This window comes from Actinomadura darangshiensis (assembly GCF_004349235.1).
Classification (GTDB): Bacteria; Actinomycetota; Actinomycetes; order Streptosporangiales; family Streptosporangiaceae; genus Spirillospora; species Spirillospora darangshiensis.
Map to the genome: position 1 here is coordinate 1 of NZ_SMKY01000152.1, position 21501 is coordinate 21501.

At 69.1% G+C, this 21501-nt stretch carries 32 protein-coding genes; 1 reads left to right on the forward strand and 31 read right to left on the reverse strand.

Annotated features, from left to right (window positions below; translation table 11 throughout):
• Positions 1-53 precede the first annotated feature (53 nt).
• A complete protein-coding gene (locus tag E1293_RS27870) occupies positions 54-869 on the forward strand; it encodes a phosphodiesterase (RefSeq protein WP_132200458.1) in 816 nt (271 codons plus the stop codon).
• Between the two features lie 25 nt (positions 870-894).
• Here the strand turns inward: E1293_RS27870 and E1293_RS27875 are convergent, their stop codons facing one another.
• The 31 genes from E1293_RS27875 to E1293_RS28025 all read right to left on the reverse strand — a co-directional run bounded on the left by E1293_RS27875 (position 895) and on the right by E1293_RS28025 (position 21397).
• Positions 895-1338 carry a DUF1707 SHOCT-like domain-containing protein gene (locus E1293_RS27875; RefSeq protein WP_132200459.1) on the reverse strand — a complete coding sequence of 148 codons (444 nt, stop codon included), beginning with the start codon at positions 1336-1338 and terminating at the stop codon, positions 895-897.
• A gap of 15 nt (positions 1339-1353) precedes the next feature.
• Positions 1354-2193, reverse strand: coding sequence for a type I methionyl aminopeptidase (gene map, locus E1293_RS27880; protein WP_132200460.1), 840 nt, complete (start codon positions 2191-2193; stop codon positions 1354-1356).
• An 86-nt stretch (positions 2194-2279) separates the two neighbouring features.
• Positions 2280-2930, reverse strand: a complete 651-nt coding sequence (locus E1293_RS27885; RefSeq protein WP_132200461.1) for an adenylate kinase — start codon at positions 2928-2930, stop codon at positions 2280-2282.
• Entirely contained in the window at positions 2930-4228 is a 1299-nt protein-coding gene (gene secY, locus E1293_RS27890) for a preprotein translocase subunit SecY (protein WP_424923682.1), read from the reverse strand. Before secY ends, E1293_RS27885 begins: the two co-directional genes overlap by 1 nt.
• Positions 4229-4461: 233 nt before the next feature.
• The gene (gene rplO, locus E1293_RS27895) at positions 4462-4923 is read right to left on the reverse strand and encodes a 50S ribosomal protein L15 (RefSeq protein WP_132200462.1); all 462 of its coding nucleotides are present in this window, start codon (positions 4921-4923) and stop codon (positions 4462-4464) included.
• A 1-nt stretch (position 4924) separates the two neighbouring features.
• A complete protein-coding gene (rpmD, locus tag E1293_RS27900) occupies positions 4925-5107 on the reverse strand; it encodes a 50S ribosomal protein L30 (protein WP_132200463.1) in 183 nt (60 codons plus the stop codon).
• Entirely contained in the window at positions 5104-5724 is a 621-nt protein-coding gene (rpsE, locus tag E1293_RS27905) for a 30S ribosomal protein S5 (RefSeq protein ID WP_424923683.1), read from the reverse strand. Before rpsE ends, rpmD begins: the two co-directional genes overlap by 4 nt.
• 49 nt (positions 5725-5773) lie before the next feature.
• Positions 5774-6160 (reverse strand): 50S ribosomal protein L18, encoded by a 387-nt coding sequence (gene rplR, locus E1293_RS27910; RefSeq protein WP_132200465.1) that lies wholly within the window; start codon positions 6158-6160, stop codon positions 5774-5776.
• Positions 6161-6163: 3 nt separating this feature from the next.
• Complete coding sequence (gene rplF / locus E1293_RS27915) at positions 6164-6700, reverse strand: 50S ribosomal protein L6 (protein WP_132200466.1); 537 nt, start codon at positions 6698-6700, stop codon at positions 6164-6166.
• Between the two features lie 16 nt (positions 6701-6716).
• Entirely contained in the window at positions 6717-7115 is a 399-nt protein-coding gene (gene rpsH, locus E1293_RS27920; protein WP_132200467.1) for a 30S ribosomal protein S8, read from the reverse strand.
• A 143-nt stretch (positions 7116-7258) separates the two neighbouring features.
• Positions 7259-7444 carry a type Z 30S ribosomal protein S14 gene (locus tag E1293_RS27925; protein ID WP_018657585.1) on the reverse strand — a complete coding sequence of 62 codons (186 nt, stop codon included), beginning with the start codon at positions 7442-7444 and terminating at the stop codon, positions 7259-7261.
• A 4-nt stretch (positions 7445-7448) separates the two neighbouring features.
• Complete coding sequence (gene rplE / locus E1293_RS27930) at positions 7449-8024, reverse strand: 50S ribosomal protein L5 (protein WP_132200468.1); 576 nt, start codon at positions 8022-8024, stop codon at positions 7449-7451.
• Complete coding sequence (gene rplX / locus E1293_RS27935) at positions 8017-8370, reverse strand: 50S ribosomal protein L24 (protein WP_132200469.1); 354 nt, start codon at positions 8368-8370, stop codon at positions 8017-8019. The genes rplE and rplX overlap by 8 nt, the downstream gene beginning before the upstream one ends.
• Entirely contained in the window at positions 8370-8738 is a 369-nt protein-coding gene (rplN, locus tag E1293_RS27940) for a 50S ribosomal protein L14 (RefSeq protein ID WP_067629407.1), read from the reverse strand. The genes rplX and rplN overlap by 1 nt, the downstream gene beginning before the upstream one ends.
• Before the next feature lie 76 nt (positions 8739-8814).
• Positions 8815-9087, reverse strand: a complete 273-nt coding sequence (rpsQ, locus tag E1293_RS27945) for a 30S ribosomal protein S17 (protein ID WP_132200470.1) — start codon at positions 9085-9087, stop codon at positions 8815-8817.
• Positions 9084-9326, reverse strand: coding sequence for a 50S ribosomal protein L29 (gene rpmC, locus E1293_RS27950; protein WP_067629403.1), 243 nt, complete (start codon positions 9324-9326; stop codon positions 9084-9086). Before rpmC ends, rpsQ begins: the two co-directional genes overlap by 4 nt.
• Positions 9326-9745 carry a 50S ribosomal protein L16 gene (gene rplP / locus E1293_RS27955; protein WP_021596731.1) on the reverse strand — a complete coding sequence of 140 codons (420 nt, stop codon included), beginning with the start codon at positions 9743-9745 and terminating at the stop codon, positions 9326-9328. Before rplP ends, rpmC begins: the two co-directional genes overlap by 1 nt.
• Before the next feature lie 7 nt (positions 9746-9752).
• Positions 9753-10664 carry a 30S ribosomal protein S3 gene (rpsC, locus tag E1293_RS27960; RefSeq protein ID WP_132200471.1) on the reverse strand — a complete coding sequence of 304 codons (912 nt, stop codon included), beginning with the start codon at positions 10662-10664 and terminating at the stop codon, positions 9753-9755.
• Positions 10664-11050, reverse strand: coding sequence for a 50S ribosomal protein L22 (gene rplV, locus E1293_RS27965; protein WP_132200472.1), 387 nt, complete (start codon positions 11048-11050; stop codon positions 10664-10666). The genes rpsC and rplV overlap by 1 nt, the downstream gene beginning before the upstream one ends.
• A gap of 35 nt (positions 11051-11085) precedes the next feature.
• Positions 11086-11367, reverse strand: a complete 282-nt coding sequence (gene rpsS / locus E1293_RS27970; protein WP_132200473.1) for a 30S ribosomal protein S19 — start codon at positions 11365-11367, stop codon at positions 11086-11088.
• A gap of 12 nt (positions 11368-11379) precedes the next feature.
• Positions 11380-12213 (reverse strand): 50S ribosomal protein L2, encoded by an 834-nt coding sequence (gene rplB, locus E1293_RS27975; protein ID WP_132200474.1) that lies wholly within the window; start codon positions 12211-12213, stop codon positions 11380-11382.
• Positions 12214-12252: 39 nt separating this feature from the next.
• Entirely contained in the window at positions 12253-12552 is a 300-nt protein-coding gene (gene rplW, locus E1293_RS27980) for a 50S ribosomal protein L23 (protein ID WP_132200475.1), read from the reverse strand.
• Positions 12553-12566: 14 nt separating this feature from the next.
• A complete protein-coding gene (gene rplD, locus E1293_RS27985) occupies positions 12567-13169 on the reverse strand; it encodes a 50S ribosomal protein L4 (RefSeq protein WP_132200476.1) in 603 nt (200 codons plus the stop codon).
• Positions 13166-13816 (reverse strand): 50S ribosomal protein L3, encoded by a 651-nt coding sequence (gene rplC, locus E1293_RS27990; RefSeq protein ID WP_132200477.1) that lies wholly within the window; start codon positions 13814-13816, stop codon positions 13166-13168. Before rplC ends, rplD begins: the two co-directional genes overlap by 4 nt.
• Before the next feature lie 14 nt (positions 13817-13830).
• Positions 13831-14139: a 30S ribosomal protein S10 gene (rpsJ, locus tag E1293_RS27995; protein WP_018657599.1), complete on the reverse strand. Its 309-nt coding sequence runs from the start codon at positions 14137-14139 to the stop codon at positions 13831-13833.
• A gap of 147 nt (positions 14140-14286) precedes the next feature.
• Positions 14287-15480, reverse strand: a complete 1194-nt coding sequence (gene tuf, locus E1293_RS28000; protein ID WP_132200478.1) for an elongation factor Tu — start codon at positions 15478-15480, stop codon at positions 14287-14289.
• A gap of 82 nt (positions 15481-15562) precedes the next feature.
• The gene (fusA, locus tag E1293_RS28005; RefSeq protein WP_132200479.1) at positions 15563-17674 is read right to left on the reverse strand and encodes an elongation factor G; all 2112 of its coding nucleotides are present in this window, start codon (positions 17672-17674) and stop codon (positions 15563-15565) included.
• Positions 17675-17718: 44 nt separating this feature from the next.
• Positions 17719-18189, reverse strand: a complete 471-nt coding sequence (rpsG, locus tag E1293_RS28010; RefSeq protein ID WP_131963176.1) for a 30S ribosomal protein S7 — start codon at positions 18187-18189, stop codon at positions 17719-17721.
• On the reverse strand, positions 18189-18563 hold the full coding sequence (rpsL, locus tag E1293_RS28015; RefSeq protein WP_021597495.1) for a 30S ribosomal protein S12: 375 nt from the start codon (positions 18561-18563) through the stop codon (positions 18189-18191). Before rpsL ends, rpsG begins: the two co-directional genes overlap by 1 nt.
• Positions 18564-19126: 563 nt before the next feature.
• Positions 19127-20713 carry a hypothetical protein gene (locus E1293_RS28020; protein WP_132200480.1) on the reverse strand — a complete coding sequence of 529 codons (1587 nt, stop codon included), beginning with the start codon at positions 20711-20713 and terminating at the stop codon, positions 19127-19129.
• A gap of 243 nt (positions 20714-20956) precedes the next feature.
• Positions 20957-21397, reverse strand: coding sequence for an aldo/keto reductase (locus E1293_RS28025; protein ID WP_341770214.1), 441 nt, complete (start codon positions 21395-21397; stop codon positions 20957-20959).
• Positions 21398-21501: the final 104 nt, after the last annotated feature.

Below are 21501 nucleotides of genomic sequence, written 5' to 3' on the forward strand. Positions count from 1 at the left end.
GGGGTGCCCCGAGACGGGGTCCGTGATGTGCTTGGGCGAGGGGGAGGGGATCGATGGCGATCATCGCGCAGCTGAGCGACATCCACCTGGCGGCCGGACGCGACGGCGAGGTGGACGACGGCTCGGGGCCGGTCCGCGCGCTGCGGGCCGCCGTGTCGAGCCTGCTGTCGCTGCCCGCGCGCCCCGACGCCGTCGTCCTCACCGGTGACCTCGCCGACGGCGGCAGGCCCGCCGAGTACGCCCGGCTGCACGCGCTGCTGTCGCCGCTGCCGATGGCCGTCTACCCGATGTGCGGCAACCACGACGACCGCGACGAGATGCGCAAGGTGTTCGCCGACCACCCGGCGGTCGCGGCGACCGGGACCGGGCCGCAGGCGCCCGTCCAGTACGCCGTCGACGTGGCCGGGGTCCGGCTCGTCTGCTGCGACACCACGGTCGACGGCCACTCCCACGGGCACCTGAGCGAGCAGCGGCTGGCCTGGCTGGACGCGGTGCTCGGCGCGGCGCCCGGCACGCCGACGATCATCGCCACCCACCATCCGCCGTACCCCATCGGGATGCGGTTCATCGACGACCTGCGGTTCGTCGACCCGGCCGGGTTCGCCGAGGTGATCTCGCGGCATCCGCAGGTCGTGCGGATCATCTCCGGGCACGTCCACCGGGCGTCGGTCGGGTCGCTGGCGAGGACGGTCAGCACCACCTGCCCGAGCACCTACCGGCAGTTGTTCCTCGACCTCACCAAGCAGGGCCGCGCCGCCGTCACCGGGGAGCCCGCCGGGTTCGCCCTCCACCTCGTCGGCGAGGACGGCACCGCCACCACCCACTTCGCCCCGACCGGCAACTACCGCCCGCTGATGGACGTGGAGTAGCCGGGCCGGTCAGCACCCGGGCCGGTCAGTCGCCGTGCCGGTCGCCGAAGATCGTCCGCATCAGCAGGATCGCGCCCCACGGGCCCGCCACCCAGATCCACCACGGGTAGACCGCGCCCGACGTGATCAGGATGATCAGCCAGACCGTGACGTTGATCGCGCTGACCGTCGCCCACGCGCCCCACATCGCCCGCATCCGCTGCGGCGCGAGGGCGGCCAGGTCGGGCCTCGCCGGCGACGCCGTGCTCTTGGCCTGGGACGCCGGGACGGGCAGCTGGTACAGGTCCTCCTCGGGCAGGTCGGAGGTGACCTCCTGGAGCTGCCCCAGGGTCTTCGCCCCGTACACCGCATCAAGCCGCTCCTGCAGCTCGTCCATGGTGATCCGGCCCTCGGCGCAGTGCTCACGCAGGCTCACGGCCACCCGGTCGCGGTCGGCGTCCGACGCCCGGACGTCAGGGTTCGGCGCCATCGTTCCTCCGCTTTCTCAGGACGAGCTGTCACTCCCATTCTGGGGTGCCGATCCCGCCTTCGGGAACCGTCCCCGGCCCTCGTCCAGGGCCGTCAGGACGCGGGGGCCGTCCGCGGTGACCGCGAACGTGTGCTCGAAGTGCGCCGAGGAGCGCCCGTCGGCGGTCACGACCGTCCAGCCGTCGTCCAGTTCGAGGGTCTCCTTGGTGCCGAGGTTCACCATCGGCTCGACCGCGAAGCACATCCCGACCTCCAGGACGGGCCCGTGCCCGGGCGCGCCGTGGTTCGGGATCAGCGGGTCCATGTGCATCTCGGTGCCGATGCCGTGGCCGCCGTAGCCCTCGACGATGCCGTAGCGGCCCTGAGAGCGGATGTAAGCCTCGACCGCGTGCGACATGTCCGTGAGATGGGCCCCGGCCTTCCCGGCCGCGAGGCCGTGCCACAGGGACGCCTCGGTGACCTCCAGCAGCCGCTGCTCCGCCTCGGTGATCTCCCCGACCGGGACGGTGACGGCCGCGTCGCCGTGCCAGCCCTCCACGATCGCGCCGCAGTCGATGGAGATGACGTCGCCGTCCCGCAGCACCTTCCCGGCGCGCGGGATGCCGTGCACGATCTCCTCGTTGACGGACGCGCAGATCGTCCCGGTGAAGCCGTGGTAGCCCTTGAAGGACGGGACGCCGCCGTTGTCGCGGATGTGCCGCTCGGCGAGCGCGTCGAGGTCCAGGGTGGTGATCCCCGGCTTGACCGCCTCGCGCAGCAGCTCCAGCGTCCGGCCGACGAGCAGCCCCGCCGCACGCATCAGCTCGATCTGCTCCGCGGTCTTCATCTGGATCGCGGGCCTGCGCCGTCTGAACATCTCTCCCCCTGCACCGGATCCGCGGGGAACGCCGGGCGGCGCGGGACGGTTCCCCGCGCCGGCCCTCGCCTCTCCAGCGGGCCCGGTCACTTCTCCAACGGGCGGAGCGCGGTCAGGGCGCGCTTGGTGACCTCTTCGACCGGGCCGGTCGCGTCGATGCCGACGAGGATGTTCTCGTCGGCGTAGAACTGCACCAGCGGGGCCGTGTCGTGCTTGTAGACCTCCAGCCGGTGCATGACGACCTCTTCCTTGTCGTCGTCGCGCTGGAACAGGCGGCCGCCGCAGTCGTCGCAGACGTCGTCCTGCTTGTCGTCGAAGTCGACGTGCCAGATCCGCCCGCACTTGTCGCAGGTGCGCCGGCCCGACAGCCGCCGGACGACCTCGTCCTCGTCGACGACGAGCTCCAGCACGAGGTCGAGCCGGGTGTCCCACTCGGCGAGGAACTTCTTCAGCGTCTCCGCCTGCGGGACGTTGCGCGGGAACCCGTCCAGCAGGAACCCGTCGCGGGAGTCGTCCTCGCCGATCCGGTCGCGCACCATCGCGATCGTCACTTCGTCGGGGACGAGGTCGCCGCGGTCCATGTACTGCTTGGCCGCCCGCCCGAGCTCGGTCCCGCCGCTGACGTTCGCGCGGAAGATGTCACCTGTCGATATCTTCGGGACCGACAGATGAGATGCGATGAACTGGGCCTGCGTCCCCTTGCCCGCTCCCGGGGGGCCCACCAGGACGATACGCACTACCGGAGGAAGCCCTCGTAGTTGCGCTGCTGGAGCTGACTCTCGATCTGCTTCACGGTATCCAGTCCGACGCCGACGACGATGAGGATGCTCGTGCCGCCGAACGGGAAGTCGTTGGAGGCGTTCAGGAGTGCGAAGGCCACCATCGGGATCAGGGACACGAGCCCCAGGTACAGCGCACCGGGTGTGGTGATCCGGGTCAGCACGAAGTCGAGGTATTCGGCGGTCGGCCGACCAGGACGGATACCTGGGATGAATCCACCATACTTCTTCATGTTGTCGGCGACTTCAGTGGGGTTGAAGGTGATCGCGACGTAGAAGTACGTGAAGAAGATGATGAAGACGAAGAAGATCCCCATGTGCCAGGCGTTGTCCTGCTGGAGGTACGGCTGGACCTTCTGCAGCCACTTGGTGTTGGGCCACAGCTGGGTCGCCAGCACCGGCAAGTAGAGCAGCGAGGACGCGAAGATGATCGGGATGATGCCGGCCTGGTTCACCTTCAGCGGGATGTAGGTGGACGTCCCGCCGTACATGCGCCGGCCCACCATCCGCTTCGCGTACTGGACGGGGATGCGCCGCTGCGCCTGCTCGACGAACACGACGCCCGCCATGATCGCCAGGCCGACGAGGATCACGACCGCGAAGACGAACCCGTTCTTGGCCTTGTAGATGCTCCAGAACTGGGCCGGGAAGACCGCCACCACCTGGGTGAAGATCAGGATGGACATGCCGTTGCCGACGCCGCGGTCGGTGACCAGCTCGCCCAGCCACATGATGACGGTCGTGCCCGCCACCATGCAGATCACCATCACGATGATCGGGAAGATGCCCGTCTTGTACAGGATGTCACCACTGCCGGACACACCCTGGAACAGCTGCCCGGTGCTCGCCATCGCGACGATGCCGGTCGCCTGCAGGATCGCCAGCCCCACCGTCAGATAGCGGGTGTACTGGGTGATCTTCGTCGTGCCGGCCTGGCCCTCCTTCTTGAGGGCCTCCAGCCGCGGGATCACCACCGTCAGCAGCTGCAGGATGATGCTGGCCGTGATGTACGGCATGATGCCCAGCGCGAACACCGACAGCTTCAGCAGCGCACCGCCGCTGAACAGGTCGACGAGGCCGTAGAGCTGGTTGCTCTCCTTGGCCGCGTCCGCGGTGTCCTTCAGCACCTTTACGTTCACGTTGGGCGTGGGCAGGATCGAACCGATCCGGAACACCACGATCATGAACAACGTGAAAAAGATCTTTTTACGCAGGTCAGGCGTACGGAAAGCCCGAGCGAACGCGGTCAGCACCATTCCTCCTGCGCGACTGGCGGGGTCATGGCCGGCGAGGGGCCGGTTACGAATCCAGGTCCATGAGGTCGGGCGGAGGATACCCGCCGAGAAGCCGGAGTGTGGAATCTCACGCGTGTCACCTTCGCCCGTGTGACTCTAACAGCAGATGACACCGGGGCCGTCCCGCCCGTCCCGGCGGCCTTGCGGCCCCGGGCACTCGGCGAGAACGGCCCCGGCATCGAAGGAGTTCCTTCTTACAGCTCGTCGGTGCTGCCACCGGCGGCGGCGATCTTCTCCTTGGCGGCCCCGGAGAAGGCGTGCGCCTTCACCTGGACCGCGACGGAGATGTCGCCGGTGCCGAGGACCTTCACCGGACGGCCGCGGCGCACCGCGCCCTTGGCCGCCAGGTCCTCCGCGGTGACTTCGCCGCCCTCGGGGTAGAGCGCGGCGAGCTTGTCCAGGTTCACGACCTGGAACTCGACCCGGTTCGGGTTCTTGAAGCCCTTCAGCTTCGGCACCCGGCGGATGAGCGGCATCTGGCCGCCCTCGAACCCGACGGGGACCGTGTTGCGGGCCTTGGTGCCCTTGGTGCCGCGGCCGGCGGTCTTGCCCTTGGACGCCTCGCCGCGGCCCTTGCGGGTCTTGGCCTTGTTGGCGCCGGGGGCAGGACGCAGGTCGTGCACCTTGAGGGGGGTGCCCTCCGTGGCGTCCGCCATGTCAGTCGACCTCCTCGACGGCGACCAGGTGCGCCACCGTCGCGATCATGCCGAGCACCTCGGGGCGGTCCTCGCGGACCACGCTCTGCCCGATCTTCTTCAGGCCGAGGGTGCGCAGCGTGTCACGCTGGTTCTGCTTCTCGCTGATCACCGACTTGGTCTGCGTGATCTTCAGGTTGCTCATGACGCCTGGGCCTCCGCCCTGGGCTCGCTGCCCGCGGCACGGGCCCGCAGCATGGCCGCCGGCGCGACGTCCTCGATCGGCAGGCCGCGCTTGGCCGCGATCTCCTCCGGACGCTTCAGCGCCTTCAGCCCCGCGATCGTCGCGTGCACGATGTTGATCGCGTTGTCGCTGCCGAGCGACTTGCTGAGCACGTCGTGGATGCCGGCGCACTCCAGCACCGCGCGCACCGGGCCGCCGGCGATGACGCCGGTACCGGGGCTGGCCGGACGCAGCAGGACCTCGCCCGCCGCGTCCCGCGCCTGCACCAGGTGCGGGATGGTGCCCTGGATCCGCGGCACCTTGAAGAAGTGCTTCTTGGCCTCCTCGACGCCCTTGGCGATCGCCGCGGGCACCTCCTTGGCCTTGCCGTAGCCGACGCCGACGGTGCCGTTGCCGTCACCGACGATCACCAGGGCGGTGAAGCTGAAGCGCCGCCCGCCCTTGACGACCTTGGCGACACGGTTGATCGCCACGACCTTCTCGATGTACGACTGGCCCTTGTCGGCGCCACCGCGGCGGTCGTCGCGGCGGTCGCGACGGTCGCCACCCTGACCGCCGCCACGCCTCTGCGCTGCCATCAGTGGTTCCTTCCATCAAAGGTAATGGGTGGGGGCTGGAGGACGGTCGTCACAGCTGCAGGCCCCCCTCGCGCGCACCGTCCGCGACTGCGGCGATGCGGCCGTGGTACTTGTTGCCGCCGCGGTCGAACACCACCGCGGCGACGCCGGCCTGCCTGGCCCGCTCGGCGACGAGCTCGCCGACCTTGCGGGACTTGGCCGTCTTGTCGCCGGAGTCGGCGCGCAGGTCCGCCTCCATCGTGGACGCGCTGGCCAGCGTGTGGCCCTTGGCGTCGTCGATGACCTGGACGAACACGTGCCTGCTGGAGCGGGTCACGACCAGGCGAGGCCGCGCGGCGCTGCCCACGACCTTCTTCCGGACCCGCAGGTGCCGGCGCCTGCGGGACTTGGCCCGCGCCGACGTGGCCTTGGCGGCCAGGGTCTTGGTGCCTGCCATGATCTACTTCCCAGCCTTTCCGACCTTGCGGCGGATCTGCTCGCCCTCGTAGCGCACACCCTTGCCCTTGTACGGGTCGGGCTTGCGCAGCTTGCGGATGCGTGCGGCGATCTCACCGACGAGCTGCTTGTCGATGCCCTCGACGCTCAGCTGCGTCGCCCGCTCCACCGTGAAGGTGATGCCCTCCGGCGCTTCGAACGGGATCGAGTGACTGTACCCGAGCGAGAACTCGACGTTCTTGCCCTTGGCGACCACCCGGTAGCCGACGCCCTGGATGACCAGGGTCTTCTTGTAGCCGTCGGTGACCCCGACGACCATGTTGTTGATCAGCGTCCGGGTCAGCCCGTGCAGCCCGCGCACCTTGTTGATGTCGTTCGGCCGGGTGACGACGAGCTGGCCGTCCTCCTGGCTGACCTCGATGGGCTCGGCGACCGTGTGCGACAGCGTGCCCTTCGGCCCCTTGACGGTGACCTCGCGGCCGTCGATCTTCACCTCGACACCGCTGGGCACGGTGATGGGGAGACGTCCGATACGAGACATTGTTAGAGCCCTCCCCTCACCAGACGTAGGCGAGGACTTCCCCGCCCACGCCGCGCTTGCCCGCCTGGCGGTCCGTCATCAGGCCGGAGGACGTCGAGATGATCGCGACGCCCAGCCCGCCCAGGACCTTCGGCAGGTTGTCCTTCTTCGCGTACACGCGCAGACCCGGCTTCGAGACGCGCTTGATGCCGGCGATCGAACGCTCACGGGTCGGGCCGAACTTCAGCTCGATGTTGAGCTTCCTGCCGACCTCGGCGTCCTCCACGGTCCAGCCCGAGATGTAGCCCTCCTGCTGGAGGATCTCGGCGATGTGCGCCTTGATCTTCGAGTACGGCATCGCCACCTGGTCGTGGTACGCCGAATTCGCGTTGCGCAGACGCGTCAGCATGTCTGCGATCGGGTCGGTCATCGTCATGGCCTACTGGCCCTCCCTCGCCACGGTTTCCTCGGGTTGATGCGGCCCGTGGACCTTTGGCGCGGTCGTGGGCGCCCTCTCGGGCGCCCGGTGGTTATTACAGGCCGGTGGTCCGGTCCCCCGGACGGATCCGGGGGACGCGGTCACCAGCTGGACTTCGTGATGCCGGGCAGCTCGCCGCGGTGGGCCATCTCCCGGAAGCACACGCGGCACAGGCCGAACTTCCGGTAGACGGAGCGCGGGCGCCCGCAGCGCGAGCACCGAGTGTACGCGCGCACGCCGAACTTCGGCTTCCGCGCCGCCTTGGCGATCAGCGACTTCTTCGCCATCTGCTCAGTTCTCCTTGAAGGGGAAGCCCAGGAGCTTGAGCAGCGCCCGGCCCTCGTCGTCGGTCTTCGCGGTCGTCACGACCGTGATGTCCATGCCCCGCGTCCGGTCGATCCTGTCCGGGTTCACCTCGTGGAACATGACCTGCTCGGTCAGCCCGAAGGTGTAGTTGCCGTTGCCGTCGAACTGCTTGGCCGACAGGCCGCGGAAGTCGCGGATGCGGGGCAGCGCGGTCGCGAGCAGCCGGTCCAGGAACTCCCACATGCGGTCGCCGCGCAGCGTGGTGTGCGCGCCGATCGGCATGCCCTCGCGCAGCTTGAACTGCGCGATGGACTTGCGGGCCCGGTTCACCGCCGGCTTCTGGCCGGTGATGACCGACAGGTCGCGGACGGCGCCCTCGATCAGCTTGGCGTCCTTGGCCGCGTCGCCGACGCCCATGTTGACCACGATCTTGGTCAGCGTGGGGATCTGCATGACGTTGGCGTAGCCGAACTGCTCGCGCATCTTGGCGGCGATCTCGTCGCGGTAGCGCAGCTTGAGCCGCGGCTGCGGGACGGGACGCTCGGTAGCGGTCTCAGTCATCGGAAGCGGACTCCTTCCCGCCCTTGCTGCCGGCGGCCTTGGCCCGGTTCTTGTACGGGCGGGTGACGCGGACCTTGTTGCCGTCCTCGTCGAACTCGTAGCCGATCCGGACGGGCTCGCCCTTCTCGACCAGCGCGACGTTGCTGATGTGGAGAGAGGCCTCGACCTGCACCCGGCCGCTCTCCTTGCCGGCCCGCTGCGCGTCGGCCTTGATGTTCTTGGTGATCATGTTGACGCCCTCGACCACGACCCGGTCGCGGCGGGGGTCGGTGCGCAGCACCGTGCCCGTCGCGCCCTTGTCCTTGCCGGCGAGGACGATCACCTCGTCGCCCTTGCGGATCTTCATCAGAGCACCTCCGGCGCCAGCGAGATGATGCGCATGAACTTCTTCTCGCGCAGTTCGCGGCCGACCGGCCCGAAGATGCGGGTGCCGCGGGGGTCTCCGCCGTCCCGGATGAGGACGGCGGCGTTCTCGTCGAAGCGGATGTAGGAGCCGTCCGGGCGCCGGCGCTCCTTGCGGGTGCGCACGACGACCGCCTTGACGACGTCACCCTTCTTCACGCCCGCGCCGGGAAGGGCGTCCTTCACCGTCGCGACGATGATGTCGCCGACTCCCGCGTAGCGCCGACCCGAGCCGCCGAGAACCCGGATGCAAAGGATCTCCTTCGCACCCGTGTTGTCGGCGACCTTGAGTCGCGACTCCTGCTGGATCACGTCAACTCCTGTTCGTCACACCGGTTCTGATCGCTCCGGCACGCGGCCTCGGCGATCAGCCTGGTGGAACCAGTAATTACTTGGCCTTCTCAAGGATCTCCACCACGCGCCACCGCTTGGTGGCCGACAGCGGGCGGGTCTCCATGAGACGGACGCGGTCGCCGACGCCACACTCGTTGGCCTCGTCGTGCGCCTTGTAGTTCTTCGTGCGGCGGATCACCTTGTGGTACCTGCGGTGGGTCACGTGGTCCTCGACGGACACGACCACGGTCTTGTCCATCTTGTCGCTGACCACGAGGCCCTCAAGCACCTTCCGGCTGGCCCGCTTCTCGGTCTGCTGCTCGGTCATTCGTTGCCCTCCGCGGCGTCCTCGGCGACCGTGACGATGCCGAGCTCGCGCTCCCGCATCACGGTGTAGATGCGAGCGATCTCGCGCTTCACGGTGCGCAGCCGCCCATGGCTCTCAAGCTGGCCGGTCGCGGCCTGGAAGCGGAGGTTGAACAGCTCCTCCTTGGCCTCCTTGAGCTTGGTGACCAGGACGTCCTCGGGCTCGGTCCGCAGGTCGTCGGCGGCAAGACCCTTGGCCATCAGGACTCACCCACCTCTCGCTTAACGATCTTGCACTTCATTGGCAACTTGTGGATCGCGCGGGTCAGCGCCTCACGGGCGATCTGCTCGTTCGGGTAGGAGATCTCGAACAGCACGCGGCCCGGCTTGACGTTGGCCACCCACCACTCCACGGAGCCCTTGCCGGAACCCATGCGGGTCTCGGCGGGCTTCTTGGTCAGCGGACGGTCCGGGAAGATGTTGATCCAGACCTTGCCGCCGCGCTTGATGTGGCGCGTCATCGCGATACGCGCGGCCTCGATCTGCCGGTTCGTCACGTACGCGGCCTCGACGGCCTGGATGCCGTACTCGCCGAACGTCACCCTCGTGCCGCCCTTGGCCATGCCGCGGCGCTTCGGGTGGTGCTGCTTGCGGTGCTTGACCTTGCGAGGGATCAGCATCGGTTACTCAGCTCCCCTCACCCTGCGGAGCAGCCTCGGCGGCCTGCGCCGGCTGCTCGGAACCCTGCTGCTGCTTCTGCTCGCCGCCACCGGCACCGCCGGCGCCACCGGCACCGCCGGCGCCACCGCGGCCACCGCGCTCGCCGCCACCGGCGCCGCCGCGTCCGCCACGGCCACCGCGGCCACCGCCGCGGCGCTCGCCGCCGCCGCCACCGCCACCGCGGCGCTCACGGCCACCGCCGCCGCCACCGGAGGCGCGCTGCTGCGCGGCCCGCTGCTCGCGCTCGGCGCGGGTCGCCGCGGCCTCGCCCTTGTAGATCCACACCTTCACGCCGATGCGGCCGAACGTCGTCCGGGCCTCGTAGAAGCCGTAGTCGATGTCGGCGCGCAGCGTGTGCAGCGGGACCTGGCCCTCGCGGTAGAACTCCGACCGCGACATCTCGGCGCCGCCGAGGCGGCCGCCGCACTGGACCTTGATGCCCTTGGCACCGGACTTCATCGCGGACTGGATCGCCTTGCGCATGGCGCGGCGGAACGCGACCCGGCTGGACAGCTGCTCGGCCACGCCCTGCGCGACGAGCTGCGCGTCGATCTCGGGGTTCTTGACCTCGAGGATGTTCAGCCGGACCTGCTTGCCGGTCAGCTTCTCCAGGTCGCCGCGCAGGCGCTCGGCCTCCGCGCCGCGGCGGCCGATGACGATGCCCGGCCGGGCGGTGTGGATGTTGACCTCGACACGGTCCCGGGTGCGCTCGATCTCCACCTTGGAGATGCCCGCCCGGTCCATGCCCTTCTGCAGCATGCGCCGGATCTGGACGTCTTCCTTGACGTAGTCCTTGTAGAGCTTGTCGGCGAACCACACGGACTTGTGGTCGGTGGTGATGCCGAGCCGGAACCCGTGCGGGTTGATCTTCTGACCCACTACCGGGCCCTCCTCGTCTTCTTACCGCCGCCGGAGGCCCCACTGGAGGCTTCTTCACGCGACTCCACGACCACGGTGATGTGGCTCGTGCGCTTGTTGATGCGGTAAGCCCGGCCCTGGGCGCGGGGACGGAAACGCTTGAGCGTCGGCCCCTCGTCCACCCACGCACGGCTTACGACGAGCGTGTCCGAATCGAGCTTGAAGTTGTGCTCGGCGTTGGCGATGGCACTCGCCAGCACCTTGCCCACCGGCTCACTCGCGGCCTGGGGGGCGAACCGCAGCACCGCCTGAGCCTCCGCGGCAGGCAGGCCGCGGATGAGGTCCACCACGCGGCGGGCCTTCCTGGGCGTGACGCGGATGAACCGCGCCTGGGCCCTGGCTTCCATCGCTGTTCCCTCTCTCCGTACGAACTACTGCCTGCTCAGCCGCGACGGCTGCGGCGGTCTTCCTTCACGTGGCTGCGGAACGTGCGCGTCGGCGCGAACTCACCGAGCTTGTGCCCCACCATCGAGTCGGTGACGAACACCGGGACGTGCTTGCGGCCGTCGTGCACGGCGATCGTGTGACCGATCATGTCCGGCACGATCATGGAGCGCCGCGACCACGTCTTGATGACGTTCTTGGTGCCCTTCTCGTTCTGGACGTCCACCTTCTTCATGAGGTGGTCGTCCACGAACGGGCCCTTCTTAAGGCTACGTGGCATGACGAGCGACTCCTACCGCTTCTTCTTGCTGCGACGACGGACGATCAGCCGGTCGCTCGACTTGTTCGCCTGGCGAGTGCGGCCTTCCTTCTTACCGGCCGGGTTCACCGGGTGCCGGCCACCGGAGGTCTTGCCCTCACCACCACCGTGCGGGTGGTCGATCGGGTTCATGGCGACACCGCGGACGGTCGGGCGCTTGCCCTTCCACCGCATGCGGCCCGCCTTGCCCCAGTTGATGTTCGACTGCTCGGCGTTGCCGACCTCGCCGACCGTCGCGCGGCAGCGCACGTCCACCATCCGCATCTCGCCGGACGGCATGCGCAGCGTGGCGTACTTGCCCTCCTTGGCCAGCAGCTGGACGCCGGCGCCCGCGCTGCGGGCGATCTTGGCGCCGCCGCCGGGGCGCAGCTCGATGGCGTGCACGACCGTACCGGTCGGGATGTTGCGCAGCGGCATGCAGTTGCCGGGCTTGATGTCCGCGCCCGCGCCGTTCTCCACCCGGTCGCCCTGCTTGAGCCCGCGGGGGGCGAGAATGTAGCGCTTCTCGCCGTCCACGTAGTGCAGCAGCGCGATCCGCGCGGTGCGGTTCGGGTCGTACTCGATGTGCGCGACCTTGGCCGGCACGCCGTCCTTGTCGTGCCGGCGGAAGTCGATCACGCGGTAGGCGCGCTTGTGCCCGCCGCCCTGGTGCCGGGTCGTGATGCGGCCGTGGTTGTTGCGGCCGCCCTTCTTGGGGAGCGGACGCAGCAGCGACTTCTCCGGCTCGCGGCGCGTGACCTCGACGAAGTCGGCCACGCTGGAGCCGCGACGACCGGGAGTCGTCGGCTTGTAATTACGGATGCCCATCTTATTCGTTCATCCCTTGTCTGCTTCGGGACTCGGCCGTCAGGCCGGGCCGCCGAAGATGTCGATCCGCTCGCCCTCGGCCAGGCTGACGATGGCGCGCTTGGTGTCCTTGCGCTTGCCGTAGCCGAACCGTGTGCGCTTGCGCTTGCCCTGCCGGTTGAGCGTGTTCACGCTCGTCACCTTGACGTCAAACACGGCCTCGACGGCCTGCTTGATCTGCGTCTTGTTGGCGTCCGGGCGGACCACGAACGTGTACTTGTTCTCGTCCAGCAGCCCGTAGCTCTTCTCCGAGACGACCGGCGCGATGATGACGTCGCGGGGGTCGGCGATCTTGTTCATGGGTGCGACCCTCCTTACTTCTTCGCCGCGCGCGAGATGAACTCGTCGTACGCCGTCTTCGTGAAGACGACGTCGTCGTTCACCAGCACGTCGTAGGTGTTGAGCTGGTCGGAGACGATCACGTGCACGCTCGGCTCGTTGCGCAGGCTCTTCCAGGTCAGGTCGTCCTCGCGGTCCAGGACCAGGAGGACGCGCTTGGCCTCGGTGACCGTGCGCAGCGCGGTCAGCGCCGTCTTCGTCTTCGGGGTGTCGCCCTCGATGAGGCCGTCGACCACGTGCACCCGGTCGAACCGGGCGCGGTCGGACAGGGCGCCGCGCAGCGCGGCCGCCTTCATCTTCTTGGGCGTCTTCTGCGCGTAGTCCCGCTGCTGCGGGCCGTGCACGACGCCGCCGCCGGCGAACTGGGGCGCACGGGTCGAGCCCTGGCGGGCGCGGCCGGTCCCCTTCTGCCGGTACGGCTTCTTGCCGCCGCCGCGGACGTCGCCGCGGGTCTTGGTCGAGTGCGTGCCCTGGCGCGCGGCGGCCAGCTGCGCCACCACGACCTGGTGGATCAGCGGCACGCTGGTCTTCGCGTCGAAGACCTCCGCGGGCAGGTCGATGTCGAGCTTCGAAGTCACTTGCCCGTCCCCTTCACTGCGTCGCGGACCAGCACCACGGCGCCGTTGGGACCGGGGACCGCGCCCTTGATGAGCAGCAGGCCCTTCTCCGCGTCGACGGCGTGGAGGGTCAGGTTCTGCACGGTGGTGCGGGCGTTGCCGTGCCGCCCCGCCATGCGCAGGCCCTTGAAGACGCGACCGGGGGTCGCGCAGCCGCCGATCGAACCCGGCGAGCGGTGCTTGCGCTGGGTGCCGTGCGAAGCGCTCAGGCCCTTGAACCCGTGGCGCTTCATGACACCCGCGGTGCCCTTGCCCTTGCTCGTGCCGGTCACGTCGATCTTCTGGCCGGCCTCGAAGACGCTGGCGGTGATCTCCTGGCCGAGTTCGTACTCGGTGGTGTCGTCGGCCCGCAGTTCGACGAGGTAGCGGCGCGGCGTGACGCCGGCCTTCTCGAAGTGACCCGCGCGCGGCTTGTTCACCTTGCGCGGGTCGATCTGCCCGAAGCCGAGCTGGACGGCGGTGTAGCCGTCCTTCTCCTGGCTGCGGAGCTGGGTGACGACACACGGCCCGGCCTGGACGACGGTCACCGGAACGATCCGGCCCTCATCGTCGAAGACCTGGGTCATGCCGAGCTTCTCGCCCAGGACGCCCTTCCTCTGCGTACTCATTCTCGGTGCGTCCCTTAGAGCTTGATCTCGATGTCAACGCCGGCCGGAAGGTCGAGCCGCATCAGCGAGTCGACCGTCTTGGGCGTCGGGTCGATGATGTCGATCAACCGCTTGTGCGTGCGCATCTCGAAGTGCTCGCGGCTGTCCTTGTACTTGTGCGGCGAGCGGATGACGCAGTACACGTTCTTCTCGGTCGGCAGCGGCACCGGGCCCGCGACCTTGGCGCCCGTCCGCGTCACCGTCTCAACGATCTTCTTCGCGGAGGTGTCGATGACCTCGTGGTCGTAGGCCTTGAGCCGGATGCGGATCTTCTGTCCCGCCATGGTGGCCTCGGTGTCCTTTGCTGTAGTGCCGCTGTTACCTCGGAGTCGTGGCGCGGCGGCCCGGTTGCCGTACCGGTCTGGGGGACGACCCCCAGGCCCCCGACCAAAGCCGGGTGTGGGCGGCCGGGCCGCCGCGCTACGAGAGTGTTACTTGATGACCTTGGTGACGCGACCGGCGCCGACCGTCCGGCCACCCTCGCGGATGGCGAACTTGAGGCCCTCCTCCATGGCGACGGGCTGGATCAGCTCGACGCGCATCTCGGTGTTGTCGCCCGGCATGACCATCTCGGTGCCCTCGGGGAGGTACACCACGCCGGTGACGTCCGTGGTCCGGAAGTAGAACTGCGGACGGTAGTTGTTGAAGAACGGCGTGTGGCGGCCGCCCTCGTCCTTGGACAGGATGTAGACCTGCGCCTCGAACTCGGTGTGCGGGGTGTTCGTGCCCGGCTTGATGACGCACTGGCCGCGCTCGACGTCCTCGCGCTTGATGCCGCGCAGGAGCAGGCCGACGTTGTCGCCCGCCTGGCCCTGGTCGAGCAGCTTGCGGAACATCTCGACACCGGTGACGGTGGTCGAGGTGGACTCCGGCTTGATGCCGATGATGTCGACGGTCTCGTTGACGTTCACGACACCGCGCTCGATGCGGCCGGTCACGACCGTGCCGCGGCCGGTGATCGAGAAGACGTCCTCGATCGGCATCAGGAACGGCTTCTCGGTGTCGCGCACCGGCTCCGGCACGTTCTCGTCGACGGCGGCCATGAGCTCGACGATCGACTCGGCCCACTTCTCGTCGCCCTGCAGCGCCTGGAAGGCGGAGACGCGGACGACCGGGACGTCGTCGCCCGGGAACTCGTACTCCGACAGCAGCTCGCGGACCTCGAGCTCGACGAGCTCCAGGATCTCCTCGTCGTCCACCATGTCGCACTTGTTCAGGGCGACGACGATGTAGGGGACGCCGACCTGGCGGGCCAGGAGCACGTGCTCCTTGGTCTGCGGCATCGGGCCGTCGGTGGCGGCGACCACCAGGATGGCGCCGTCCATCTGCGCCGCACCGGTGATCATGTTCTTGATGTAGTCCGCGTGCCCCGGGCAGTCCACGTGCGCGTAGTGCCGGGCCTCGGTCTGGTACTCGACGTGCGCGATCGAGATGGTGATACCGCGCTCGCGCTCCTCCGGCGCCTTGTCGATGTCCTCGAACGGCGTGAAGGGGTTGAGGTCCGGGTACTTGTCGTGGAGCACCTTGGTGATCGCCGCGGTAAGGGTGGTCTTACCGTGGTCGATGTGTCCAATGGTGCCGATGTTCACGTGCGGCTTCGTCCGCTCGAACTTGGCCTTCGCCACTGGTTGCTCCTTGTTGCGATCCTCGGCCGTCTGGACGACCGCTTCGATTTACGTCTTGGTGATCTGTGGGCAGGCCCGGGTGCTACTCGCCCCGCGCCTTGGCGATGATCTCCTGCGCCACGTTCGTGGGAACCTCGGCGTAGGAGTCGAACTGCATGGTGAAGACAGCCCGGCCCTGGGTCTTGCTGCGCAGATCACCCACGTAGCCGAACATCTCGGACAGGGGCACGAGCGCCTTGATGACGCGCATGCCGTGCCGCTCGTCCATGGACTGGACCTGACCGCGGCGGCTGTTGAGGTCGCCGATCACATCGCCCATGTTGTCCTCGGGCGTGGTGACCTCGACGGCCATCATCGGCTCCAGCAGCGTGGGGGACGCCCTGCGGGCGGCCTCCTTGAACGCCATGGAGCCGGCGACCTTGAACGCCATCTCCGAGGAGTCGACCTCGTGGTAGGCGCCGTCCCGCAGGGTGACCTTCACGCCCACCATCGGGTAGCTGGCGAGGACGCCGAACTCGGCGGCCTCCTGGCAGCCCGCGTCCACCGACGGGATGTACTCCCGCGGGATGCGGCCGCCGGTGACCTTGTTCTCGAACTCGTAGCCGTCGGAGCCGCCGCCCAGCGGCTCCAGGTCGATGATCACGCGGCCGAACTGGCCGGAGCCGCCCGTCTGCTTCTTGTGGGTGTACTCGACCTTCTCGACCTTCTTGCTGATGGTCTCGCGGTAGGCGACCTGCGGCTTGCCGACGTTCGCCTCGACCTTGAACTCGCGCTTCATCCGGTCGACGAGGATCTCCAGGTGGAGCTCGCCCATGCCCGAGATGATGGTCTGGCCCGTGTCCTCGTCCGACCGGACCTGGAAGGACGGGTCCTCCTCGGCCAGCCGCTGGATCGCGGTGCCCAGCTTCTGCTGGTCGGCCTTGGTCTTCGGCTCGATCGCGACGCTGATGACCGGCGCCGGGAAGTTCATCGACTCCAGCACGATCGGGTTCTTCTCGTCGCACAGCGTCTCGCCGGTGGTGGTCTGCTTGAGGCCCATCACCGCGACGATGTCGCCGGCGCCCACGCGCTCGATCTCGGTGCGCTTGTTGGAGTGCATCCGGTAGATCTTGCCGACGCGCTCCTTGCGCTCCTTGACGGAGTTCATCACGTTCGTGCCGGTCTCCAGCACGCCGGAGTACACCCGGATGAAGGTGAGCTTGCCGAGGTGCGGGTCGCTCGCGATCTTGAACGCCAGCGCGGAGAACGGCTCGTCCTCGCTCGGCCGGCGGGTCAGCACCTTCTCCTCGTCGCGGACGGCGTGGCCCTCGATGGCCTCGACGTCCAGCGGGGAGGGCAGGTAGCGGACGATCGCGTCCAGCAGCGGCTGCACGCCCTTGTTCTTGAAGGCGGTGCCGCACGTCACCGGGGTGAGGTTCGCGGCGATCGTCGCGCGCCGGATGCCGTCGTGGAGCTGCTCGACGGTGGGCTCGTCGCCCTCCAGGTAGAGCTCCATGATCTCGTCGTCGTTCTCGGCGAGGGTCTCGACCAGCTTGTCGTGCCACTCGCGCGCGGTCTCGGCGTGCGACTCGGGGATGTCGACCGTGTCGTACATCTCGCCGAGCTTGGCCTCCTCGTTCCAGACGAGGGCCTTCATGTTCACGAGGTCGACGACGCCCTTGAAGTCCGCCTCGGCGCCGATCGGCAGCTGCAGCACCAGCGGCGTCGCGTTGAGGCGGTTCTCGATCATGTCGACGCAGCGGTGGAACTCCGCGCCGACCCGGTCGAGCTTGTTGACGAAGCACATGCGGGGCACGCCGTACCGGTCGGCCTGGCGCCACACCGTCTCGGACTGGGGCTCCACGCCGGCGACACCGTCGAACACCGCGACGGCCCCGTCGAGCACCCGCAGGTTGCGCTCCACCTCGATGGTGAAGTCGACGTGCCCCGGGGTGTCGATGATGTTGATCGTGTGCTTGACCTCGTCGACGGGCCATTCGCAGGTGGTGGCGGCGGAGGTGATGGTGATCCCCCGCTCCTGCTCCTGCTCCATCCAGTCCATGGTGGCGGCGCCGTCGTGGACCTCGCCGATCTTGTAGCTGATGCCCGTGTAGTACAGGATCCGCTCGGTCGTCGTGGTCTTGCCAGCGTCGATATGGGCCATGATCCCGATGTTGCGGACCTTGGCCAGGTCTACACCGGTTTTGGTAGCCACTTTCGTCCTCGCGTCGTCTCTCGTCGTTGCAGTTCCCGCCGGGGTTACCAGCGGTAGTGGGCGAAGGCCTTGTTGGACTCCGCCATCTTGTGCGTGTCCTCGCGCTTCTTCACCGACGCGCCGAGGCCGTTGCTGGCGTCGAGCAACTCGTTCATGAGTCGCTCGGTCATGGTCTTCTCGCGGCGCTGCCGGGCGTACACCACCAGCCACCGCAGGGCGAGGGTGGTGCTGCGGGCCGGCCGCACCTCCACCGGGACCTGGTAGGTCGCGCCACCGACACGGCGGCTGCGGACCTCCAGGGTCGGCTTGACGTTGTCGAGCGCGCGCTTCAGCGTGACGACCGGGTCGTTGCCGGTCTTCTCGCGGGCGCCCTCGAGGGCGTCGTACACGATGTTCTGCGCGATGGAGCGCTTGCCGTCCAGGAGAATCTTGTTGATGAGCGCGGTGACCAGCGGCGAGTTGTACACCGGGTCAGCGATCAACTGGCGCTTGCCAGCGGGGCCCTTGCGCGGCATCAGCTCTTCTCCTTCTTGGCGCCGTAGTGGCTGCGCCCTTGCTTGCGGTTCCGGACGCCCTGGGTGTCGAGGGACCCGCGGATGATCTTGTACCGAACACCCGGGAGGTCCTTCACGCGTCCGCCGCGCACGAGCACGATCGAGTGCTCCTGCAGGTTGTGACCGACGCCGGGGATGTAGGCCGTGACCTCGATCCCGCTGGTCAGCCGGACCCGGGCGACCTTGCGAAGCGCGGAGTTCGGCTTCTTGGGCGTCGTCGTGTAGACGCGCGTGCAGACGCCCCGGCGCTGGGGGCTGCCCTTGAGCGCGGGCGTCTTGTTCTTGGTCACCTTGTCCTGGCGGCCCTTTCGGACCAGCTGCTGGATCGTGGGCACCGCGTCTCCGTCTTCCTCGTACCGAGCCGGTAAGTCTTAATGCTGCAATCACCACCTCAGGCGAGGCTGTGACCTGCCGGTTTCCCGACCTCTCCGACCCACGCGGTCGGGCGTGTCGCAAGCTCGCGGCCGTTCAGCCGCGCGAAACCGACACAGACCGCCCGGCCCATATAGGGCCGAATCAAGCCGGGGAGTCGAGCCCCTACCATCCGACGCGCGCCGACGGCCTGAAACCGCCGAACCCACCGAGAATGGGAGAGCCTCATTCGATGCGGCGCTGGGGCCGGCCAGACAGCCTTGCCAACGCGCACGCATAGCGGCCCGCACGTAGCGGGCACAAGTGAAGAGGTTACCGACCCAAGAGCCAAAGTGCAAAGCGGGAGCGCACTACAGTGCGCGCCCCTTCCGGCGCAAGCCCGCGAGGCGGTAGGGAGCCTTGTTCCCGTAGCCCTCAACGACAGAAGGCCGACGGATGTTCCCGCACCGGAGCGTCGGCTCCGAGCGGGAGACCCGTCGGCATTGTGTCCCACATCCCCGCCGTTGGGGAAGATGTGGAGCAGCCTTTAAAGGACGAAGGCGACCACGAGGATCACGATGACCACGACCGCCAGGACGGCGCCGCCGATCATCATGAGCATGTTCTTGTTGCCGCCCTTGCCCTCTTCGGCCCCGTAGCCGGGCTGCTGGCCGCCGTACTGCGCCTGCTGGCCGTACTGCTGCTGACCCGGCTGCTGGCCGTACTGCTGGCCGGGCTCCCCGTACTGGCCCTGCTGGCCGCCGTACTGCTGGCCCTGCTGCTGACCCTGCTGGCCTTGCTGCTGGCCGAAGCCCTGCTGCCCGTACTCCTGCTGGCCGTACTCCTGCGGAGCCTGCTGGCCGAAGTCCTGGGGTGCCTGCTGGCCGTAGGGCTGCTGGCCGTACTGCTGTTGCTGCTGGTCGCCGCCGAACTGCTGGCCGTAGCCCTGCTGCTGGCCGTACTGCTGCTGCGGCTGCTGCTGGCCCCACTGCTGCTGGCCGATGTCGAGCCGGGTGTGCTCGGCCATGCCGGACGACTCGCCGCCGGGCGCTCCCTGGGAACCGCCGGACGGGTCGAACGCCTCGGTCGGGCGCGCCGCCTCAGCACCGCCCTCGCCGGGCGGACGGTACAGGTCGTCCACCGAGGGGGCGGACGGCTGCGGGCCGGAGCCGTAGCCCGCCTCGGGCGGCGGGACCATCATGGTCCGCTCGTTGTCGACCTGGCCCTGGCCGGGCTGGCCCTGCGGGACGCCGCCGGGCTGGGACGACTCGGCCGACCACGGCTCCGGCGTGGACGGCGGGGTCGGCGCCTGCCACGGCTCGGCCGGCGCCTCCGGCCGGCGCTCGGGGCCGGTGGCGACCGGGATGTCGGTCCCGGGCGACCAGTGCAGCGTCGCCTGGTCGTCGATCGCGGGCCGCTGCTGCGGCTGCTCGGGCTCGGCGGCCGGGCCCGGGACGATCATCGTCCGGTCGGTCTCGGACTCCTGCGGCTCGGACTGCGGCAGCGGCCGCTCGCCGGTCGCGCCGGGCTCGGGCGGCTGGAACCCGCCGCCCGGCTGCCCGCCGAACGGGGGCTGCCCGTACTGCGGCTGCTGCGGCTGCTCCTCCTGGGGCGCGCCGTGCATCGGCTGCTGCGGGTACCCGGACTGCTGCGGCGGCGCCTGCTGCCCGTAGGGCTGCTGCGGAGGCGGCCCGTACTGCTCGGCGGGCTGGCCGTACTGCTCGCCGGGCGGGCCGTACTGCTGCTGCTCCTGCGGGGGCGGGTAGCCGCCCGGTCCGGGAGGCGTGCCGTAGGGCATCTGCCCCGGGGGCTGCTGCGGAGGCGGCCCGTACTGCTGCGGGTCCTGCGGGGCGCCGTAGGGCTGCTGCGGCGGCGCGGGAGGCTGCTGCTCGCCGAACTGCGGCATCGGCTGCTCGACCATCGTGGGCGGCGGCGGAGGCGGCGCGGGCCGCTCCTCCTCGCGCGGCGGCTCCGGCGGAACCGGGGCCTGGCCTCCGAGCTGCGGAGCCCCGAACACCACGGTGCGGTCGCCCAGCGGCCGGGCGGGGGGCTCCTGGCCCTCCGGCGGCCTGGGCTGCCCCTCGTCCTCCGGCAACGGCCGCTGCGGACCCTGCGTGCCGTCGTTCTCGGTCATCGTCGGGCTCCTTCAGCGCCGTCGTCCCGGGGCTCCTCAGCTCCCGGAAGCCCGGAGGCGCGCGGCGCATAACGCGGCCTCCGAACGTTGTCACCCATGTCCCCACGTGGCGCTCCGCCATGCGTGGGCGTTCTCGTCCCCAGACTGCCCCGATCGCCCGCGGTATCGCAAATCACCACCCCCGATAGACGTAGAACGCCCCCGGACCGTTCCGGCCCGGGGGCGGGTTCCGCCGGTCGCCGGTCAGGAGTAGTCGAGGACCACGTGCGGCCGGTACGGGGCCTCCAGCCGCTCGACCTCCTTCTCGTCCAGCTCAAGGGCCTCGGCGGCGATCGCGTCGTCCACGTGAGTGAGTTTCGTCGCTCCCACGATGGGTGCGGTCATCGCCGGCTTGGTGAGCAGCCACGCGAGCGCCACTTGGGCCGCCGGTACCCCTCGCTCTGCCGCGACCTCGCGGACGGCGTCCACGACGTCGAAGTCGGACTCCCCGTACAGGGTGTCGCCGAAGGCGTCGTTCCGGGACCGGACGGTCTTGCGCTCCCCGCCGCGCTCCCTGTTCCCCGCGAGCAGCCCGCGCGCCAGCGGGCTCCATGGGATGAGGCCCACTCCCTGGTCGAGGCAGAGCGGGTTCATCTCCCGCTCCTCCTCTCTGTAGACGAGGTTGTAGTGGTTCACTTCATGCACGAACACCTACGGAGGTAGGAATGCCCTCGTCCGGCTCGCTGGTCCCGGTCGTCTCCTACGCGCGCATCTCTGCCGACATCAAGCGGGACTCCCACGGCGTCAAG

Bases quoted from the DNA above. Each gene is read 5' to 3' on its own strand.
- E1293_RS27870 (WP_132200458.1), top strand. From the start codon at position 54: ATGGCGATCATCGCGCAGCTGAGCGACATCCACCTGGCGGCCGGACGC.
- E1293_RS27875 (WP_132200459.1), bottom strand. From the start codon at position 1,338: ATGGCGCCGAACCCTGACGTCCGGGCGTCGGACGCCGACCGCGACCGG.
- map (WP_132200460.1), bottom strand. From the start codon at position 2,193: ATGTTCAGACGGCGCAGGCCCGCGATCCAGATGAAGACCGCGGAGCAG.
- secY (WP_424923682.1), bottom strand. From the start codon at position 4,228: ATGGTGCTGACCGCGTTCGCTCGGGCTTTCCGTACGCCTGACCTGCGT.
- rplO (WP_132200462.1), bottom strand. From the start codon at position 4,923: ATGGCGGACGCCACGGAGGGCACCCCCCTCAAGGTGCACGACCTGCGT.
- rpmD (WP_132200463.1), bottom strand. From the start codon at position 5,107: ATGAGCAACCTGAAGATCACGCAGACCAAGTCGGTGATCAGCGAGAAG.
- rpsE (WP_424923683.1), bottom strand. From the start codon at position 5,724: ATGGCAGCGCAGAGGCGTGGCGGCGGTCAGGGTGGCGACCGTCGCGAC.
- rplR (WP_132200465.1), bottom strand. From the start codon at position 6,160: ATGGCAGGCACCAAGACCCTGGCCGCCAAGGCCACGTCGGCGCGGGCC.
- rplF (WP_132200466.1), bottom strand. From the start codon at position 6,700: ATGTCTCGTATCGGACGTCTCCCCATCACCGTGCCCAGCGGTGTCGAG.
- rpsH (WP_132200467.1), bottom strand. From the start codon at position 7,115: ATGACGATGACCGACCCGATCGCAGACATGCTGACGCGTCTGCGCAAC.
- E1293_RS27925 (WP_018657585.1), bottom strand. From the start codon at position 7,444: ATGGCGAAGAAGTCGCTGATCGCCAAGGCGGCGCGGAAGCCGAAGTTC.
- rplE (WP_132200468.1), bottom strand. From the start codon at position 8,024: ATGACTGAGACCGCTACCGAGCGTCCCGTCCCGCAGCCGCGGCTCAAG.
- rplX (WP_132200469.1), bottom strand. From the start codon at position 8,370: ATGAAGATCCGCAAGGGCGACGAGGTGATCGTCCTCGCCGGCAAGGAC.
- rpsQ (WP_132200470.1), bottom strand. From the start codon at position 9,087: ATGACCGAGCAGCAGACCGAGAAGCGGGCCAGCCGGAAGGTGCTTGAG.
- rpmC (WP_067629403.1), bottom strand. From the start codon at position 9,326: ATGGCCAAGGGTCTTGCCGCCGACGACCTGCGGACCGAGCCCGAGGAC.
- rplP (WP_021596731.1), bottom strand. From the start codon at position 9,745: ATGCTGATCCCTCGCAAGGTCAAGCACCGCAAGCAGCACCACCCGAAG.
- rplV (WP_132200472.1), bottom strand. From the start codon at position 11,050: ATGGAAGCCAGGGCCCAGGCGCGGTTCATCCGCGTCACGCCCAGGAAG.
- rpsS (WP_132200473.1), bottom strand. From the start codon at position 11,367: ATGCCACGTAGCCTTAAGAAGGGCCCGTTCGTGGACGACCACCTCATG.
- rplB (WP_132200474.1), bottom strand. From the start codon at position 12,213: ATGGGCATCCGTAATTACAAGCCGACGACTCCCGGTCGTCGCGGCTCC.
- rplW (WP_132200475.1), bottom strand. From the start codon at position 12,552: ATGAACAAGATCGCCGACCCCCGCGACGTCATCATCGCGCCGGTCGTC.
- rplC (WP_132200477.1), bottom strand. From the start codon at position 13,816: ATGAGTACGCAGAGGAAGGGCGTCCTGGGCGAGAAGCTCGGCATGACC.
- rpsJ (WP_018657599.1), bottom strand. From the start codon at position 14,139: ATGGCGGGACAGAAGATCCGCATCCGGCTCAAGGCCTACGACCACGAG.
- rpsG (WP_131963176.1), bottom strand. From the start codon at position 18,189: ATGCCGCGCAAGGGCCCCGCTGGCAAGCGCCAGTTGATCGCTGACCCG.
- E1293_RS28020 (WP_132200480.1), bottom strand. From the start codon at position 20,713: ATGACCGAGAACGACGGCACGCAGGGTCCGCAGCGGCCGTTGCCGGAG.